Genomic DNA, 17,354 nt, shown 5'->3' on the forward strand with positions numbered 1-17,354 from the left:
CTTCGCAGTCAGCTCGTCGGCGTAGCTAAAGGATCACGAGAGCTCGGGAGCACCTTTGGAGCCCGGCTTGATGGCCGCTTGCACAGCATGGACGCCCGGCCCGTAAAAGGCGATGAGCGCAAGCGCACCCAGCAGACCGAGATTCTTCAGGAAGTTGATGGTCTGCATCACGACCTGCGCCTCGGGCGCGGCCCAGAAATTGTGAAACATCAGCGTGGCGGCGATGGTGAACGGGATCAGGACCGCCGCCGCCGGGCGCGCAAACAGGCCTAGCAGCAGAGCCGTGCCGCCTCCGAGTTCGACTGCAATCGCGCCAGCGGCCAGCACCGCGCCGAAGCCGTCCGCGCCGCCGGGAAGCCGGCCCGCGGTCGTGGCAAATGCCATCACCTTTCCGATGCCGCTGTATAGAAACAGCGGCGCAATCGCGACGCGTGCGAACAGAAGTACCCAGGCGTCGAGCGCGCCTGCGGTCGCAGCGGAACGAGTGGATGTCGGCATTTCGGATCTCCTCTGGTGAAGCTGGCCAGTCAAGCGGCCGGTGATTGTCGATCGGCCCGCTCATCATTCCGCGGGTGCGATATCGGCGCGCGGCAGACGATTTGCTGCGGCAGCGCCGAGCGATCCGATCGCCAGCGCACCGACCATGGATGCGCCGCCGATCGCCCAGAACACGGCGTCGGGGCCGCCGGTCGCCTGCTGCAACAGACCGATGACATAGGGGCCGAGGATCGCTCCCACCCGGCCGATGCCCAATTCCATTCCGACGCCGCTGGCGCGGAAACAGGTCTCGTATGACCCGGCGGTGAAATTGTTGAGCACGTGCTGGGCGCCGATGATGCAGAAGCCCGCGACGGCGACGATGGCGAGGTTGATGCCATGACCGCTGACGAAGACGAGCGCGAGCACGGCAATTCCGCCGGTCAGCCACCAGGTCGCAAGATAACGTGGCGTCAGCGAGAAATTGCGATCGGCCAGCATTGCGAGCGTGAGGCCGCCGATGAACGACATCGCCTGCATCAAGGCACCGAAGCCGAATGATGCCGCAAAGGTCTCGCCGCGCTTGAGCATGACCGTCGGAATCCACCCGGTGAGACCGAAAATCGCGAACAGGCTGAGAAAGGCTGTGATCCAAATGGTCAGCGAAACGCGGCGATAGCGCGGGCTCAGCAATGCTCCAATCGTGCTCTGCGGCCTCGTACCGTCATCCGATGCGAATGTCGCATTTTGGTAGACGGCCGCCCGCTCGGGCCGCAGCCGCGCCAGCAACGCACGCAACTCCGGGATCCGCGATCGGGTCGCCAGGAATTGCGGACTTTCCGGCAGGATGGCGTGTGCCACGAAAGTCAGTGGGATCGACAGCGCGCCAACGTAGTAGAGGATCTGCCAACCGTGCTGCGGCGTCAGGAATACGCCGACGAGACCGGCGCAGACGCCGCCGAGCGACCAGCCCAGCGTCACGCCCCACAGCGAAAACGTGTTGCTAACACGCTTGGGCGCGAGCTCGTTGATGAAGGTCGTGCCGAGCGGCAGCAGCACGCCGAGACCGAGCCCAGTGACGAAGCGAAGAGCGCAGTAGCTCCAGAAATCGTTCGCCAGCACGGCGGTCAGCAATGTGAAGACGTTGACGACCCACAATCCTGCGAGCAGCGTGCCACGCCGGCCGAAACGGTCGGCCACGCTGCCATGACCGATCGCGCCGAACAGAAAGCCGACGAGACCCGAGCTCACCAGAAATCCCGCTTGGCTTGGCTGGAGTCCCCAGGGCTGGACCACGTAGTGGATGACATAAGCGGGATTGAAGGTGTCATAGCCGTCGAACAGCGTGATGAGCGTGATCAGGATGCCGAGGAGCTTGTGGAACGGGCCGATCGGGGCGCGGGACAATTCCTCATGCACGTCGATTTCGGACGAGATGCTCACGGGTTTCCTCCATTGAGATTGCTGACACGTTCTGCTCTGCGGCAGATTGGGTCGTTGCTTTGCCGAGCCCGAACAGGGCACGCGCATTGTCGCGGCCGATCTTGATGCGGTCGCCTTCGGAAATCGCCGCGCTGTCGAACCAGTCGGCGGCATGATCGATGTTCTCGAACGGCCAGTCGGCCGAGAAGAGAATGCGGTCGGCACCGATCTCCAGGATTGCGTCGATCAGCGTCTGGGTACGGAAATTGCCCGACGTGGTGATGTAGAAATTCTCCCGGAAATAGTCGGCGATCTTGCGCCGCGCGGGATAGGCATTCTGGTTCCGCATCCACTTGTTGTGGTTGTCGACCCGCCACATCGAGTACGGCAGACCCTCCCCCATGTGACCGAGAATGATCTGGAGCCGCGGATGCGCGTCGAACAGTCCGGAGCCCATCAGGCGCAGGGCGTGGACCGCAGTCTCCTGCCCAAACGCCCAGGTCGGTCCCAGCAGCCAGCGATGCCCTTCATAGATCGCCGAGTCTTTCGGCAGCGGATTGCGTGGGTGCAGATAGAAGGGAATGCCGAGGCGTTCGACTTCCGACCAGAACGGCCAGAACTCCTTGCGGTCATAGTAGATCGCATGATCGGTGCCGGCGAGCTCGCTGAAGCCGTTGACGAGCGCCCCGCGAAATCCAAGCGTGCCGACGCTGCGATCGAGCTCGCGCGCGGCCGCGTCGGGATCCTGCATCGGCAGCGCTGCAAGGCCCTGGAAGCGATCCGGCCGCTTCGCGATCTGCTCGGCGAGGAAGTCGTTGGCACGGCGCGACAGCTCCAGCGCACGGCTGCGGTCGGGAATGGCCTGGACGGCCGGCGCGTTCAGCGACAGCAGCATCATCTCGATTCCGTGACCGTCCATCTCCGCGAGCCGGCGGTCGTGGATGTCGAGCAGCCGCGCTTCCAGCTCGCGCCAGTCGTCGGCCGGCGCGAAGCCCGCGCTGTCCTGAATAGTCTCCTGAAGCGCGAAGTGCTCCTCGAGCGCGATCTTTCCCTGCATGGCGTCGTCCCTTCAACTCTGGCGTTGACAAAGCAAAGCACCGGGCGCAAATACTTGTCAATGATAAAGTTGCAAATGCAAATGATTGAAATGCAAATATTGCGCGTGCGAAGGTTGACCCTTATTCCGGGCGGAGTTCTCCCGCCAGGATCCAAGCCCATGTATCGATTTTCGAATTCGCTGCCCTATCTGCTCGCCCGGCTCGGCGTTCGCATGGGCGACCTGTTCGCGCGCGTGATCCGTCACGAGAAGTTGACGCTTCCGATGTACCGCGTGCTGGCCGCATTGTCAGAGCAGGGCCATCCGTTGCGCCTTGGAGAGATCGCCGAACTGACGTCGGCCGACGTGTCTACCCTGTCGCGCATCGTCGCGGAGATGAGCCGCGCCGGCCTCTTGACACGCGACCGGCCTGAGAACGATCAGCGCAGCCTCCAGGTCGTCCTGACGCCCAAAGGTGCTGAACTGGCAGGGCGGCTCATGCCGCTCGCCGCCTATTATGAAGAAGTCGCCACCGGCAGCATGTCCGCCAAGGAAGCGGCGGAGCTCAAGCGCGTGCTGGTCGAGCTCTACAAGAATATCGATCGGCTCGAGCAGGAAGTCGAAGCCGGATTGATCAAGGTGCCCCCGCCGGCGCGGCCGAAGGACGTTCTTGACGAGCAACCAGAGGCACGCGGCAAGGCGAGGCAGCCGCGATCCAAGACAGCGAGAAAATAGGAAAACCACCGAGGAGAGGACATGCGACAGGATCCCATCATCATTGTCGGCGGCGGCATCGGCGGACTTTCGGCCGCGATCGCGCTGGCACGCAAGGGTTTTCAGGTCACTGTCCTGGAACGCGCGCCGCGCTATCAGGAGATCGGCGCCGGCATCCAGCTTGGCCCCAACGCATTCCACGCCTTCGACCGACTCGCACTCGGTGATGCCGCACGATCGATCGCCGTCTTCATCGACCAGCTCCGGCTGATGGACGCGATCTCGGCGGAAGAGATCACCAGCATCGATCTGACCAGCTATTTCCGACAACGCTTTGGCAATCCCTATGCCGTGGTCCATCGCGGCGATCTTCACGGCATCTTCGTGCGCGCCTGCGAGGCGCACCCCCACGTCACGCTGCGGTCCGATTGCGATGTCGTCGGCTACGAGCAGAACGATTTTTCAGCAACGGCAGTGCTCAAGTCTGGCGATCGTGTCACCGGGTGCCTCGTGGTTGGTGCGGACGGGCTTCGCTCCCGCATTCGCCAGCAGATGGTCGCTGACGGCGCGCCGCGGGTCGCCGGCCACACCACCTATCGTTCAGTGATCCCGACCGAGCAGATGCCGGAGGATCTGCGCTGGAACGCCGCGACGTTGTGGGCCGGCGCCAAGTGCCATCTCGTGCACTACCCGCTCTCGGGCTGGAAGGTGTTCAATCTCGCAATCACCTGCCATAACGATCCCGTCGAGGCGTTTGCGGCAAGGCCCGTGACCCACGAGGAGGTGCTCGAAGGTTTTCGGGACGTGCACCCTCGCGCCAAGGCGATCATTCATCATGGAAGGGACTGGAAGGCGTGGGTGACCTGCGATCGCGATCCGACCGATCGCTGGATCGACCGGCGCGTCGTTCTCCTGGGCGATGCAGCGCATCCGATGCTGCAATATTTCGCGCAAGGGGCCTGCATGGCGCTGGAAGATGCCGTCTGCCTCGCCGACGAACTCGACGAGACGGAAGGCGATGTCGCCCACGCGCTGGACCGATACAAGAATGCCCGGATGCTGCGTACTGCGCGGGTCCAGCTTCAGGCCCGGGAACTGGGCGATCACGTCTATCATCCGGCCGGAGTCCACGCGCTGCTGCGCAATCAGCTGATACGTGAGACGAGCCTGGAGCGCTTTTGCGAGAATCTCGCCTGGCTCTATCAGTCGCCGTTTCCGGAACGGGCGCCGGCTGCGTGAGCCGGTGCAACTCGCCGATTCCGCCCTACCCGATCGTCTGCAACGCCGGAAACGTCTCCAGCAGCCAGATGCTCACGTTCGACACCGCGCCGGTGAGGAAGCCGATGCCGGTAATCACCATCAACACGCCCATGGCGCGCTCGACATTGACAAGCTGGCCTTTCATCCGCGCGAACAGCGCGGAGAACTGCTCGATCATCAGGGCGGCGATCAGGAAGGGAATGCCGAGGCCTGCTGAATAGACCGCGAGCAGGCCGGCGCCCTTCGTCACCGTCGCTTCCGCCGCGGCGATCGAGAGGATCGCGGCGAGGATCGGACCGATGCAAGGCGTCCAGCCGAAGGCGAAAGCGAGGCCCATGACATAGGCGCCCCAGAGGCCGACGGGCTTGGGGATCGGCAGCCGTCCCTCGCGCATCAAAAGGCCGATGCGCGTCAGGCCCAGGAAGTGCAGGCCCATGATGATGATGACGATGCCGGCGAGGATCGACAGTTCCGCCGACCAGGCACGGATCAGCCCGCCGATCAGCGAGGCACTGGCGCCGAGCGCCACGAACACCGTGGAAAAGCCGAGCACGAACAGGAGCGCCGACATCATGATCGCGCGCTTGGAGCCAGCACCCGGCCCGTCGCTCTCGACATGCTCAATCGTGGCGCCCGTGAGATAGATCAGATAGGGCGGAACCAGAGGCAGGACGCAAGGCGATAGGAAGCTGACGAGACCGGCAATCAGCGCCGCCGGGATCGAAACATTTTGCATGATGCAGTCGGAGCCATCTCAGGCGCCTGTACGGCGCGCAAGGGATACGCCCGGCGCGGAGCCGAGCCGGCTCTGGTGTAGCCGATGCCAGAGAATGCGCAACAGAGGCGCACAGAACCAAGGCTCCTCCCGATGCCCTCCGTGATCACAGATGCGGCATCGGGACGCGCACAAACCTCGCCAAAAAGCGAGATTCGGCGGCGCGGCTACTTCACCACGCGGAGCAGCGGACGCCGGGGCTGGTCCTGCGTCTGCTTGGAAGGGGGCGGCGGCTCGCTCGCAGCGCTCCGCAGCATTTCGTCGCACAGCGCCTTGAGATCGGCACTGTCAATTCCTTTCAGTTTCATCCGCACGTCGAGGATGACTATGGACAGCATCTCGGCCGACTCACGGCTGTTGCACGCGTTGAGAACCCTGCGGCACTCCTCAAGCGTTTCCAGCACCGACTGCAACTGTTCGTCTGAATGCGACACCGGCGTTCTTTCCGTTAATTCGGCCTGCGAGACGTATTTGTCACGCCCCCTTCGGCCCCCATGGAAGACCAAAGATAGCACGAGGCTACTGCGCCTCCGAACCTGATTTCTGTGTGTATCTGCCCTGGAACTGCGGTACTCGCCGCCGTCGCCATGCAGCGCCATTGGAGGTCGCCGAAGTGGTCCGGGAGCAATCGCCCGACGCGGTGTGATCGGTCCATCGAGGGAGACGGCATCGGCTTTCGCGCAAGAACTTCCGTTGCGGACAGCGCCGGCAATCCCGCAGCCACTCCAAGGCTCGCAACGGAACTCACGCCAAAACCCCTCAGTCAGGCCGACAGTCTGCCCGATTCCCAGCCCGTGGCAGCATCCCAATACCACCCACGCGGCAGTAAGGATGACGTTCAAAACTCGTCATTCCCCAACCCGTCGTGGTTGTGGTTTGCGCCAGATTCTGCCAGTTTAGCTTTCCGAAGGGACTTGTATGCACTCCTTGGCGGCAAGGGGCGTTCCTGTGGCGGAACGCCCAAAGACAAATCTCAGCGGCCTCTCGGATTGGGATGCCGCCCGCATATTTTTGGAAGTCGTTCGCTGCGGAAGTTTTCGCTCGGCGGCCGAGCGCTTGTCACTTTCGATCAACGCCGTGCGCCGACGGATCGACGATTTCGAACGCCAGACTGGCACCACACTGTTCACCCGCGACGTTCACGGCACCCACCTGACCGATGAGGGCGCGCTGGTGGTCTCCGCTGTCGAGCGCATGGAGGCCGCCACCTTCGACGTGCTGCGCGCCAGCGATTCGATGGCCAACGCATTGTCCGGCGAGGTCCGCGTTGCCGTCACCGAGGGGCTCGGCACATTCTGGCTGGCCCCGCGGCTCGTCGAATTCCAGCAGGCCTATCCGAAGATCCTGGTGGACCTGCATTGCGCGATGCGCTCGGCCGACGTCTCGCGCCACGAGGCCGACGTCGCCATCCACCTGTCGCGTCCCTCGGCGCTCGACATCAAGCTGGTGCGGCTCGGCCGCATGCATCTGATGTTCTGGGCCTCCGAGAAATACATCGCAAAGCATGGCGCGCCGCGCTCGGCGGCGGAATTGATCAAGCATCGCCTGGTGCTGCAATTCGCCGACCAGCTCGCCGCCAAGGAATCTTTCGAGAGCTTCTTCCCGGGCGTTTCGGAACGTGACCTTCTGGTCATGAAGACTAACGTCTCAAGCGCCAACTACTGGGCGGTCGCGAATGGCGCCGGCATCGGCGTATTCCCGAGCTACGCCATTGCGCTTGGCGGGAAGTTGATTCCACTAGAGGTCGAGCTGAACCGACCGCTGGATATCTGGCTATCCTACCATCCCGGTAGCGGCCGTATCCCGCGCGTGCGGCACATGATTGACTGGCTGATCGAGGCTTTCAATCCGGCTCGCTTCCCGTGGTTTAAGGAAGAGTTCGTGCATCCGCATGAATTCAAGGACTCGTATATGGGCGAACCCCTGACCCAGCTCTTCGGGGGATTTTCAACCGAAGAACAAAGGTGAAAACAGAGATGAAAGCAGCGGCGAAAAGAATGAAGCAGCGCAGCGCCGGCAAGCCGGACATTGAGCTTGGCAAGCGGATCCGTCTGCGGCGCGTCGAGATGAAGATCTCGCAGGCCGAGCTCGGCGAGAAGCTTGGCGTCAGCTTTCAGCAGGTTCAGAAATACGAGAAGGGCGTCAATCGCGTCGGCGCGGCTCGGCTTCAGCAGATCGCCTCCGCCCTCGACGTGCCCGTGACCTTCTTCTACGACGGCGACAACAAGGCCCGCGAAGTCGAGAGCCTGCTCTTCCTCGACTCGGCCTTTAGCCTCCGCCTGCTGCGCGCCTACAGCAAGATCAAGGACCAGACGGTGCAGCGTCAGCTCGTCTCGCTGATGGAATCGATCGCGGCGAACGAGAGCTGAGGCCGATCGACGACCTGGGCCTTTATGGCCGATGTTCAATCCGTCGCGTCACGGGGGCGCGGCCGGATTGAACAAGATCGGACGAGCTATGTCTGCGCTTGCGCGCGGTCTATCTCGGGGCGGCTTGGCCGCCCCTTTTTCTTAGTAGTTTGCCGCCGCACGCGCCGCGCGCCATGCAATCGCAGCACAGGCGGATGCGGGCTCTCCTACCCTGCCCCGGTTGACCGTGGCGGCGCCAGCGCCGCACATTGCGCGTCGCCTATGACGAGCGAGCGCGCGATGTCCGACATTTTCAGCACGACCGGAACACCTTACGCCGATGGCAAGATCCTCAAGCACACGGCCGGTGGGGTCGGCGCGATCACCTTCAACAATCCCGACAAGCGCAACGCGATGTCGCTGGAGATGTGGGAGGGATTTGGCGAGGCGCTGGCGGCCTTGCGCGACGACGACACCGTGCGCGTCGTGATCCTGCGCGGCGCCGGTGGCAAGGCGTTCGTCTCGGGCGCCGACATCAGTCAGTTCGAGAAGGTCAGGCACAATGCGGCGGCGTCCGAGGAGTACGCCAAGCGCAGCGCCGCCCAGCGCGCGCTGCTCGCCGACTATCCCAAACCGACCATCGCCTGCATCGACGGCTATTGCCTCGGCGGCGGCATGCAGGTCGCGATGCTCGCCGATATCCGCCTCGCCTCGCATGGCAGCCAGTTCGGCATCCCCGCGGCCAAACTCGGCATCGCCTATGGCTATGACGGCTTGCGACAACTGGTGTCGCTGGTCGGCCCGGCCTGGGCGCGGCTTCTGATGTACACGGGCATGCGTATCGATTCCGCCGAGGCGCTGCGCATTGGCCTTGTCGAACGCCTGTTCCCGGAGGGCGAGCTCTGGGGCGAGACCATGACGATTGCCGAGACGATCGCACAGAACGCCCCGCTCGCGATCAAGGCCGCGAAGATCACGATCGCGCAGGTGCTGAAGGACGAGAGCCGGCGCGACATGGAGGCGATCAAGGCGATCGTCAATGCCTGCATGGACTCGGAGGATTTCCGCGAGGGCCGACAGGCCTTCATGGAGAAGCGCAAGCCGCAGTTCCGGGGCCGCTGAAGCTGAACCGACGTTCAGGAAGATTAAATTCCTCGTGCAGCTCACTGCGGCAGCAACCAGTTGATCTGGCGAAAGTTCTCCCGCCACCAACGAGGGAGATTGCGATGACACTGAAATTCGCTGTTCTTGGTCTGGCTGCCATGGGTGGTGTGGCGCTCGCGTCGGGACCGGCCCTCGCGGCAATGCCGAACGGCATCCCGCAGGCGGACAAGATTGCAGGCGGTCCGGCCGCCAACGTCGATCAGGTGCGCTGGGTGTGTAACCCCTGGGGCCGTTGCTTCTGGCGCCCGAACTATTATCGCGCCTACGGCTATTACGGCGGCCCGCGCTTCTACGGCCCGCGTCCGTGGGGCTGGCATCATCGCCCCTATTGGCGCCGCTGGTGAACGACAAAGGGGCCCGAGGGCCCTTTTTTTTGCGCTATTGTCATCGGCGGACGGTGCGCGCTCCCTCACCCCGCTTGAGGGAAGAGGGTCGGGGTGAGGAGGAGTCTCCGCTGGGACTGTGACAGTTAGACTCGCGGAGAGTCCCCTCACCCGGATTGCATAGTCGATGCAATCCGACCTCTCCCCGCGAGCGGAGAGAGGTAAAACACGCAGCTACAGCGCCGCGAGCACCGCCTTCGTAATATCCGCCGTGCCGTTGCTGCCGCCGAACTCCATCGGTCTGATGCCGTCGGCATAGACCTGGTCCACCGCACGCTCGATGGTCTCGCCGGCTTCTGCCGCGCTCTCGAGCCCGTGCTTGTCGGCGAGCCAGTCCAGCATCATCGCCGCCGACAGGATCATGCCGGTGGGATTGGCCTTGCCCTGCCCCATGATATCGGGCGCGGTGCCGTGGCACGGCTGGAACACCGCATACTTGTCGCCGATGTCGGCCGATGGCGCCATGCCGAGGCCGCCGATCAGGCTCGCGGTGATGTCGGAGACGATATCGCCGAACATGTTCTCCATCACCATCACGTCGAAATCCCAGGGACGCTTCACCAGCATCGCCGAGCAGGCATCGACATAGAGCCGGTCGGTCTTCACCTCGGGATGCTTCTTCTCGATCTGGTCGAAGATGCCGCGGAAGAACGCGAAGGCCTTGAACACGTTCGCCTTGTCGACGCAGGTGAGCATTCCCGGCTTGCCGCGCGCGCGGCGCCGCTCGGCGAGACGAAACGAGAACTCGAACAGGCGCTCGGAGGTCCGGCGCGTGATCACCATGGTCTCGCGCGCGTCCTCATGCGTGACGACACCTTTGCCCATCGAGGCGAACAGGCCTTCGGTGGATTCGCGGATCACGACGAGATCGATGCCGCGCGCATCAGCGCCGACGATCGGGCTCGGCACGCCCGGAATGAGCCGCGCCGGACGCACGCCGGCGTAAAGATCGAAGATGAAGCGCAGCTCGATCTGCGGCGCGATCTCGGTGTTGTCGGGGTAGCGCACCGACGGCAGACCGCAGGCGCCAAGCAGGATCGCGTCCGCCTCCTCGCACAGCTTGATCGTCGAGTCCGGCATCGACTTGCCGGTGGCGAGATAATTGTTGGCGCCGGCGGGCGCTTCGGTGAAACGGAAGCCAAGGCCGGATTTTTCGCCGACCTTGCGCAGCACCTCGAGCGCCGGCGCCATGACTTCGGGACCGATGCCGTCACCGGCGAGCACGGCAATGTGGAAGGCGTTGTTTGCAGACATGGGAGGTTTCCTGCACAAAGGGAGAAGCTCGTCATTGCGAGGAGCTCTTGCGACGAAGCAATCCAGAAATGCACCCGCGGAGGTAGTCTGGATTGCTTCGCTTCGCTCGCAATGACGACGGAGAGAGCGTCGATCTACGGCATCAGCACGGTGCGGCCGACCACCGCGCCCTGCTGCAATTGCAACAGCGCGTCATTGGCCTTGGCGAGCGGTTGCCGCGTCACCGGGATGGGCGGCACCTTCTTCGTTCGCACGAGATCGAGCAATTCCTGCGTCTCGCGCAAATTGCCGACATAGCTGCCCTGGATCGTGATGGCCTTGATCGGAATCAGCGGCAGCGCCCAGGTCGCACCGCCGCCGAACAGGCCGACGATGACGAGCTTGCCGCCCTTGGTGAGACAGTCGAAGCCGAGCTGCGTCGTGGCGGAGTTGCCGACGAGGTCGATCACAGCGCGGATCGGGCCGCCCGCCTTCTTGGCGAGCTGCTCCAGCGCATCCGGCGCCTTGGGATCGACGGTTGCCAGCGCGCCTGCTTTCTCAGCGGCTTCGCGCTTCTTCGCGTCGATGTCGACCATGATCGCGCCCTTGCCGCCCATGGCCTTCAGCAGCGACAGCGCCATCAGGCCGAGGCCGCCGGCGCCGAACATCACGATCGACGTGTCGAAATGCTGCTCGACCTTCTTCAGCGCGCTGTAGGTGGTGACGCCCGAGCAAGCATAGGGCGCGGTCGTCGCGGGATCGAGGCCCTTGAGGTTGAGCAGATAGCGCGGATGCGGCACCAGCATGTGGTCGGCATAGCCGCCGTCACAATAGACGCCGAGCGAGCGCGGCGTCAGGCACATGTTCTCGTCGCCGCCAAGGCAGGTCGCGCACTTGCCGCAGCCGATCCAGGGATAGACCAGGCCGATATCGCCAACCCTGAGATCGCCCTGGTCGGTGGGCTTCACGTCGGGGCCGAAGGCCAGGACTTCGCCGACCGTTTCATGACCCATCGTCAGCGGCAAGTTGATGCCGCGGTCTTTCAGTGACAGCGGCTTGCGGCCATGGCCGAGATCGTAGCCGCCTTCCCAGATGTGGAGATCGCTGTGGCAGACGCCGGCCGCCTTCACCTTGATCAACACCTGCGTGCCTGACGGCTGCGGCGTCGCCTCGTCGACCTCCTGCAGCGGCGCCTTGAAATCGGCGACCTTGAAACTCTTCATGGGTGTCCTCCCGGCATATTTCTTGTTGTCACGCCCACCATGCCATGGCCGGCGGAGCGAGACAAACTCGCTCCTGTCTAGTTGACTGCGATCGAAGATGGCAACCCGACGGCGCGCAAGGCCGCATTGCTTGCGGCACGAAGCCGTTCAGCCTGTCGCGGCCGTTTTGCCTGTCGGAATTGACGCGTCGCTGGCGAGCCCAACCTCCTCGCGCAATGCATCCGTGTGCGCGCCGAGCACGGCCACCGTCTTGGCCGGCGTCGTGTCGGCCCCCGACATCCGGAACGGCAGGTTGAGCACCTGGAACGAGCCGCCGTCGTCCCGCACCTCCGAGAGCGCCTGCCGATGCGCAAGCTGCGGATCGGCCAGCGCCTCTGACACGGTGCGATAGGCCGAGGCCGGGACGCCGGCAGCGCCAAGCGCGAGGAGGCATGCATCGGTCGAAAGCTGCCGCGACCAGACCTCGACGCCATCCATCAACTCCGCCCAGTTCTCGCGGCGCGGAGCATAAGTGGCAAAGCGTGGATCGGAGACCCATTCGGGGCGGCCGATCACTCCCATCAGAGCCTGGAACGTCTTCTCGCTGGCAACCGTGATCATCACATAGCCGTTGGCCGTCTCGGTCGGGCCGAACATCGGGCGCGGCGGCGGCTTCACCGCGAATTGCGAGCTCTGCAACTCCGTCAGGGTCAAGGTCAGCATCGATTCCAGCATGGAGACGTCGATGTGCTGGCCGAGCCCGGTCACGGTGCGCTGATAGAGGGCTGACGCAATCGCACCAAAACCATAGGTGCCGGTGACGACGTCGGCGTGGTAGATGCCGCAATAGTCGGGGCGGTTGCGGCCCGGCTGGTACGCGAGATGTGCCATGTCGTAGCCGGAAGCCGCATGGATCACCGGCGCATAGGCCGGCAACTCGGCCGAGGGGCCGGTCTGGCCATAGCCGGAGATCGAGCAGTAGATCAGCCTCGGGTTGACCTGACGCAGCCTGTCGTAATCGAGCCGCAGCCGGTGCATCACGCCGGGGCGGAAATTCTCCACCAGGATGTCGGCGGTCGCGGCCAGCCGGCGCACCGCCTCCCTGCCGTCCTCGGACTTGAGGTCGAGCACCACGCTCTTCTTGCCGACATTGAGCTGGCCGAACGTGGTGCTGTACCCCTTGCGCAAGGGAGGCCGGGTCCGCATCGTTTCCCCGCCGTCGGTCTCGATCTTGATGACCTCGGCGCCCATGTCGGCTAGCATGCGCGCGCAGTGGGGACCGGCGATCGTGGTGGAAAAATCCAGGACCCGCCGGCCTGCGAAAGCCTTTGTCGTCGTCCCCTCATGCTTGTCTGGTAGCTGCATCCCGACGCCCTTTGGAACCTTCAATGTTCTTTGTTGTTGATGCGGCGACCCTAGAGGGCGGCGGCTGAGTAGGAAAGTCTTTACCGAACAGACGCGTCGCGTGAGCGGGCTTTGAGAATTCCAGGACAACTGGACCCGTTCTTGCATAGCAGCGAACGGGATCGGAAGAGGGCAGCTGTTCTTGAGGGTCTTGTTCGTCACCACAGAGATGGACGACTTCGTCCGCGTTGGCGGACTGGGCGCCGTTTCTGCCGCTCTTCCTCGCGCCCTTCGCTCCTTTGCCGATATCCGGATCATGCTGCCCGGTTATCGCGACATCATCGAGCAACTCACGCATATTCAGATCGTTGGCCGCTGTCCCGCATTCGCTGAGATGCCGGCCTGCTCGCTCGGCCGGGCCGCGACCAAGGATGGCCTGCCGGTCTATGTGCTGTTGTGCTCACAGCTCTACGACCGGCCCGGCAACCCTTACGGCGACGAGTCCGGGCGCGATTGGCCCGACAACGACATCCGCTTCGCGCGCTTTGCCTCGGCGGCGGCTGAGCTCGCCATGGGCAAGCTGGACAAGAATTGGGCAGCAGACCTGATCCATGCCAATGACTGGCAGGCCTCGCTCGTGCCGGCGTACCTTGCCTGGCGCGGCGCCAAGCTGCCGTCGATCCTGACCATTCACAACCTCGCCTATCAGGGTCTCTTCCCAAAGGAGGCGCTGCGGCGGATCGGCGCACCGGAGAGCTCCTTCCACATCGACGGCGTCGAGTTCTACGACCAGGTCTCCTTCCTCAAGGCCGGGCTGGTCTACGCCTCGCACCTCACCACCGTCAGCGCCACCTATGCGCGGGAGATCACCACGGCCGAATTCGGCTGCGGCCTGGAAGGCCTGTTGCAGCTGCGCTCCGACGCCGCCGAGCTCACCGGCATCCTCAATGGCATCGACGAAAGCTGGGACCCGCGCTCCTGTGCGCAGCTCGCCCAGCAGTTCGGGGCCGGCGATTGGGTCGGCAAGAAGGCCAATGCGGATTATGTGCGCAAACAGTTTGGCTTAGCGGTCTCGCGCGGCCCGATGTTCGGCATCGTCGCGCGGCTCGTGCACCAGAAGGGCATCGACCTCGTGCTGTCGGCTGCCGACGAGATCGTCGACGCCGGCGGGCAGATCGTGGTGACCGGCTCCGGCGAGCCGGCTCTCGAGCAGGCCTTGATCGATGCCCATCGTCGCCGCCCCGACGCCATCGGGGTCGTGATCGGCTTCAACGACGCCCAGGCTCGGCGCATCTTCGCCGGCAGCGACTTCACGCTGATGCCGTCGCGCTTCGAGCCGTGCGGGCTCAGCCAGATGTACGCCCAGCGCTTCGGCTCGCTGCCGATCGGACACCAGACCGGCGGTCTCGCCGAGACCATTACTGACGGCGAGACCGGATTCCTGTTCTCAAAACCCTCGCGCGAATCCTTCCTCGGCGGCGTCCGCCGGGCCTTCTCGGCCTTCATGGCGCACGACCAGCTCGACTCCATGCGCCGCAGCGCCATGGGACGATCGTTCTCCTGGAGCATCTCAGCGGGTTGTTACAGCGCGCTGTACCGGAAGCTGGCATCGGTGTGAGGAAGCGACGACGCTTCCTCAGACTCCGTCATTGCGAGCGCAGCGAAGCAATCCAGAATCTTTCCGCTGCGGCGGTCTGGATTGCTTCGTCGCAAGGGCTCCTCGCAATGAAGGTATTTGTGGCGGCCACCAAGCACCTCACCCCTTCCCGCGCATGTCCATCTGCGGCCGTCCGATCCAGGCGCGGTTGAGACACCGTGTCATCCAATCGGGCTGCGGCTCGCCTCGCAGCCGCGCTTGTGCTTCCTGGTAGGGACCGACGTAGCGCAGCCGGTCGGGCAGTTTCGGATAGACGCGCCTGATCCATCGCAGCGCATTGTCGGCAGCTCTGATGTCGCGCTCGTCGAGCTCAAAACCAAAGCCTGCGCGCAAGCGCTCCGGCAGCATCCTCGCCGCGAGCGCGCGATACCAGCGCGGTGGCCGCAACCACGGACGGGCGCCGCTGAAGATCTGCGCGGCGATCTCGCGCGCCGCAGGGCTAACGGTCAGCGTCTCCGACTGCGCCATTGCCGTGGTGTAGGCGACGAAGCCGGACCAGTCCGCCGGCAAATCATCCCCCGTCAATCCGAACAGGGCGCCGTACAGCCTGGCCTCGCTCCAATAGCGATCGCGCTCCTCCGCCGAGAGTGGCGGCAGCACCAGATCATGCACCATCAGCGCGGTCTCGACCAGCGTCGCATGGACCCAGCGCAGCGAGGGGATGTCGTTGGCGCAGTAGCGCGAGCCGGCCGGGAACGGGCCGACGGTCTCGGGCATCTCGCCGACAATCATGCTGTGACGCCGATGCAGCTGCCGGGACGACAGCAGCGCCCGGTCCAGCGAGCCGAACACCATGGTAAAGACGATATCGAAGGTGCGATGGAAGCGTCCGATCGGATCGGCAAGGGTGCGCGAATGCTCGGCGATCGCCGCCGCCACCCATGGATGGGCCAGCTGCAGCAGCAGCGCGCGGCCGGCGCCGAGAAAGATCACGGCCTCGCGGTCGATCCGCCAGGTCAGCGAGGCCGGACCGAACACGCCCGCGACCGGTCCCGCCGCGTTCGCGCGCAGTGTATCGAGCGACTCCCCCAGATCTTTCTCTGCGACCAATTGCAAACCTCGCGACGAAGACACGGCCACCATACTCCGGACCGCGCGCCTGCGAAATCGTCGTCGTGCAAAGCAATGACGAACAAGGCTCTCATTCCGCCGCCATCGGCATCTCGTCCATATGCTCGTGCAGCACCACGCCAGCGAGCGGATCGAACTCACCGATCCACGGTCTTCGCGCGAGCACGGACCTCGTGTGGGCATAGCCGGCATCCCAGCGCTGCATGATGCCTGAGGGGCTGAAATCGATGTCCTTGGTATGGGTCTCGCGGTCGAGCTGCGGCGCGAGCAGGCGCACCACATGCATGCGGGTCGGACAACCATAGCTCATCAGCTCGCGCACAGCGGGGTCACCACGCTCGCTGTCGGGCAGCCGCGCGGCGAGCTGATTGATGACGTGGCGCAGGCGATGGGCCTGCTGCTGGCGGGCGATCTGGCTCGCGATCCGGCTGGAATATTGCACGTCCTTGTGGCGGTTGAGCACCTCCGCCATCGTCGTCGGCTCGGCACCGACCGGATTCCACAGATGCACGGCGAAGATCAGCGAGTCCTTGCGCGGGTTGTCGTCAAATACGGCCTCGGTCGGCGTGTTGGACAGGATGCCGCCATCCCAATAGAGCTCGCCGTCGATGCGCACCGCCGGAAACGCCGGCGGCAACGCGCCCGAGGCCATGACGTGCTTCACCGTCAGCTCGCCGTCGCGGCTGTCGAAATAGCGCATCTGGCTGCTGCGGACATGCGCCGCGCCGACCGTCAGCCGCGGCGAGCAGCGGTTGACCAGGCTGAAATCGACGAGTTCGCGCAGGGTCTTCTCAAGGGGAGCGGTCGAATAGAATCCGGCGTGATCGGCGCCCAGCGGAAATGAATCGCCGGCATGCGCCAGCGGATTGGGGCGAAAGAAGCCGGGAATACCATTGGTGACGGTCGACCAATAGGCCAGTTTTTCGTTGAAGCCCGGAAACGCGGAGCGCAGATTCCACACTGGACTTTGCTCCATCCGCTTCCAGAATTCCTTCAGGCGCGCGAGCCGCTGGCGAGGTTCGTTGCCAGCAATCAAGCTTGCATTGATGGCGCCGATCGACGTGCCGATGATCCAGTCCGGCTCGATGCCGGCCTCGTGCAGAGCCTGGTAGACCCCGGCCTGGTAGGAGCCGAGCGCACCGCCGCCCTGAAGCACGAGCACGACCTGGCCGGGCAGGTCTTTGCTGTTGCCCTGCGTGTTGTCCTGCATGCCGTCCATGTCTCGCTCCTGGTGAGCTTGCACCGATCGAATATTCGCCATCGGCGGC

General features: G+C 64.2%; 17 protein-coding genes. 7 read left to right on the forward strand and 10 right to left on the reverse strand.

Going from position 1 to position 17,354, the window contains the following annotated elements; all coding sequences use genetic code 11:
• Window positions 1–33: 33 nt before the first annotated feature.
• From P6U29_RS29445 to P6U29_RS29455, 3 genes are all read right to left on the reverse strand, one after another.
• A complete protein-coding gene (locus tag P6U29_RS29445; protein WP_407113866.1) occupies window positions 34–498 on the reverse strand; it encodes a DoxX family protein in 465 nt (154 codons plus the stop codon).
• Between the two features lie 63 nt (window positions 499–561).
• Window positions 562–1,920 carry an MFS transporter gene (locus P6U29_RS29450; RefSeq protein WP_407113867.1) on the reverse strand — a complete coding sequence of 453 codons (1,359 nt, stop codon included), beginning with the start codon at window positions 1,918–1,920 and terminating at the stop codon, window positions 562–564.
• The gene (locus P6U29_RS29455) at window positions 1,889–2,956 is read right to left on the reverse strand and encodes an amidohydrolase family protein (protein WP_407113868.1); all 1,068 of its coding nucleotides are present in this window, start codon (window positions 2,954–2,956) and stop codon (window positions 1,889–1,891) included. Before P6U29_RS29455 ends, P6U29_RS29450 begins: the two co-directional genes overlap by 32 nt.
• Between P6U29_RS29455 and P6U29_RS29460 the strand changes: the two genes are divergently transcribed.
• Window positions 2,927–3,670 (forward strand): MarR family winged helix-turn-helix transcriptional regulator, encoded by a 744-nt coding sequence (locus tag P6U29_RS29460; RefSeq protein ID WP_407113869.1) that lies wholly within the window; start codon window positions 2,927–2,929, stop codon window positions 3,668–3,670. The genes P6U29_RS29455 and P6U29_RS29460 overlap by 30 nt on opposite strands.
• A 21-nt stretch (window positions 3,671–3,691) precedes the next feature.
• Window positions 3,692–4,888 carry a 3-hydroxybenzoate 6-monooxygenase gene (locus tag P6U29_RS29465; RefSeq protein ID WP_407113870.1) on the forward strand — a complete coding sequence of 399 codons (1,197 nt, stop codon included), beginning with the start codon at window positions 3,692–3,694 and terminating at the stop codon, window positions 4,886–4,888.
• 25 nt (window positions 4,889–4,913) lie between these two features.
• Here P6U29_RS29465 and P6U29_RS29470 read toward each other — a convergent pair whose 3' ends face one another.
• Window positions 4,914–5,645, reverse strand: coding sequence for a cytochrome c biogenesis CcdA family protein (locus P6U29_RS29470; protein ID WP_407113871.1), 732 nt, complete (start codon window positions 5,643–5,645; stop codon window positions 4,914–4,916).
• A 206-nt stretch (window positions 5,646–5,851) separates the two neighbouring features.
• Window positions 5,852–6,283: a hypothetical protein gene (locus tag P6U29_RS29475; protein WP_407113872.1), complete on the reverse strand. Its 432-nt coding sequence runs from the start codon at window positions 6,281–6,283 to the stop codon at window positions 5,852–5,854.
• A 319-nt stretch (window positions 6,284–6,602) separates the two neighbouring features.
• Between P6U29_RS29475 and P6U29_RS29480 the strand changes: the two genes are divergently transcribed.
• The 4 genes from P6U29_RS29480 to P6U29_RS29495 all read left to right on the forward strand — a co-directional run bounded on the left by P6U29_RS29480 (window position 6,603) and on the right by P6U29_RS29495 (window position 9,540).
• Window positions 6,603–7,652, forward strand: a complete 1,050-nt coding sequence (locus P6U29_RS29480) for a LysR family transcriptional regulator (protein ID WP_407113873.1) — start codon at window positions 6,603–6,605, stop codon at window positions 7,650–7,652.
• A 29-nt stretch (window positions 7,653–7,681) separates the two neighbouring features.
• Window positions 7,682–8,053, forward strand: coding sequence for a helix-turn-helix domain-containing protein (locus P6U29_RS29485; protein ID WP_020608151.1), 372 nt, complete (start codon window positions 7,682–7,684; stop codon window positions 8,051–8,053).
• Between the two features lie 279 nt (window positions 8,054–8,332).
• A complete protein-coding gene (locus P6U29_RS29490) occupies window positions 8,333–9,154 on the forward strand; it encodes an enoyl-CoA hydratase (RefSeq protein ID WP_407113874.1) in 822 nt (273 codons plus the stop codon).
• Window positions 9,155–9,258: 104 nt separating this feature from the next.
• The gene (locus tag P6U29_RS29495; RefSeq protein ID WP_407113875.1) at window positions 9,259–9,540 is read left to right on the forward strand and encodes a hypothetical protein; all 282 of its coding nucleotides are present in this window, start codon (window positions 9,259–9,261) and stop codon (window positions 9,538–9,540) included.
• A gap of 213 nt (window positions 9,541–9,753) precedes the next feature.
• Here P6U29_RS29495 and P6U29_RS29500 read toward each other — a convergent pair whose 3' ends face one another.
• The 3 genes from P6U29_RS29500 to P6U29_RS29510 all read right to left on the reverse strand — a co-directional run bounded on the left by P6U29_RS29500 (window position 9,754) and on the right by P6U29_RS29510 (window position 13,379).
• Window positions 9,754–10,833 carry an isocitrate/isopropylmalate dehydrogenase family protein gene (locus P6U29_RS29500; RefSeq protein WP_407113876.1) on the reverse strand — a complete coding sequence of 360 codons (1,080 nt, stop codon included), beginning with the start codon at window positions 10,831–10,833 and terminating at the stop codon, window positions 9,754–9,756.
• A 134-nt stretch (window positions 10,834–10,967) separates the two neighbouring features.
• On the reverse strand, window positions 10,968–12,035 hold the full coding sequence (locus P6U29_RS29505; protein WP_407113877.1) for an alcohol dehydrogenase: 1,068 nt from the start codon (window positions 12,033–12,035) through the stop codon (window positions 10,968–10,970).
• A 147-nt stretch (window positions 12,036–12,182) separates the two neighbouring features.
• Window positions 12,183–13,379: a CaiB/BaiF CoA transferase family protein gene (locus P6U29_RS29510; protein ID WP_407113878.1), complete on the reverse strand. Its 1,197-nt coding sequence runs from the start codon at window positions 13,377–13,379 to the stop codon at window positions 12,183–12,185.
• Between the two features lie 181 nt (window positions 13,380–13,560).
• Between P6U29_RS29510 and glgA the strand changes: the two genes are divergently transcribed.
• Entirely contained in the window at window positions 13,561–14,976 is a 1,416-nt protein-coding gene (gene glgA / locus P6U29_RS29515) for a glycogen synthase GlgA (RefSeq protein ID WP_407113879.1), read from the forward strand.
• A gap of 138 nt (window positions 14,977–15,114) precedes the next feature.
• Here glgA and P6U29_RS29520 read toward each other — a convergent pair whose 3' ends face one another.
• Both P6U29_RS29520 and P6U29_RS29525 read right to left on the reverse strand, forming a co-directional pair.
• Window positions 15,115–16,065, reverse strand: a complete 951-nt coding sequence (locus P6U29_RS29520) for an oxygenase MpaB family protein (protein WP_407113880.1) — start codon at window positions 16,063–16,065, stop codon at window positions 15,115–15,117.
• Between the two features lie 91 nt (window positions 16,066–16,156).
• A complete protein-coding gene (locus P6U29_RS29525) occupies window positions 16,157–17,305 on the reverse strand; it encodes a patatin-like phospholipase family protein (RefSeq protein ID WP_407113881.1) in 1,149 nt (382 codons plus the stop codon).
• Window positions 17,306–17,354 lie beyond the last annotated feature (49 nt).

It is taken from the genome of Bradyrhizobium sp. LMG 9283 (assembly GCF_045571415.1).
Lineage (GTDB): Bacteria > Pseudomonadota > Alphaproteobacteria > Rhizobiales > Xanthobacteraceae > Bradyrhizobium.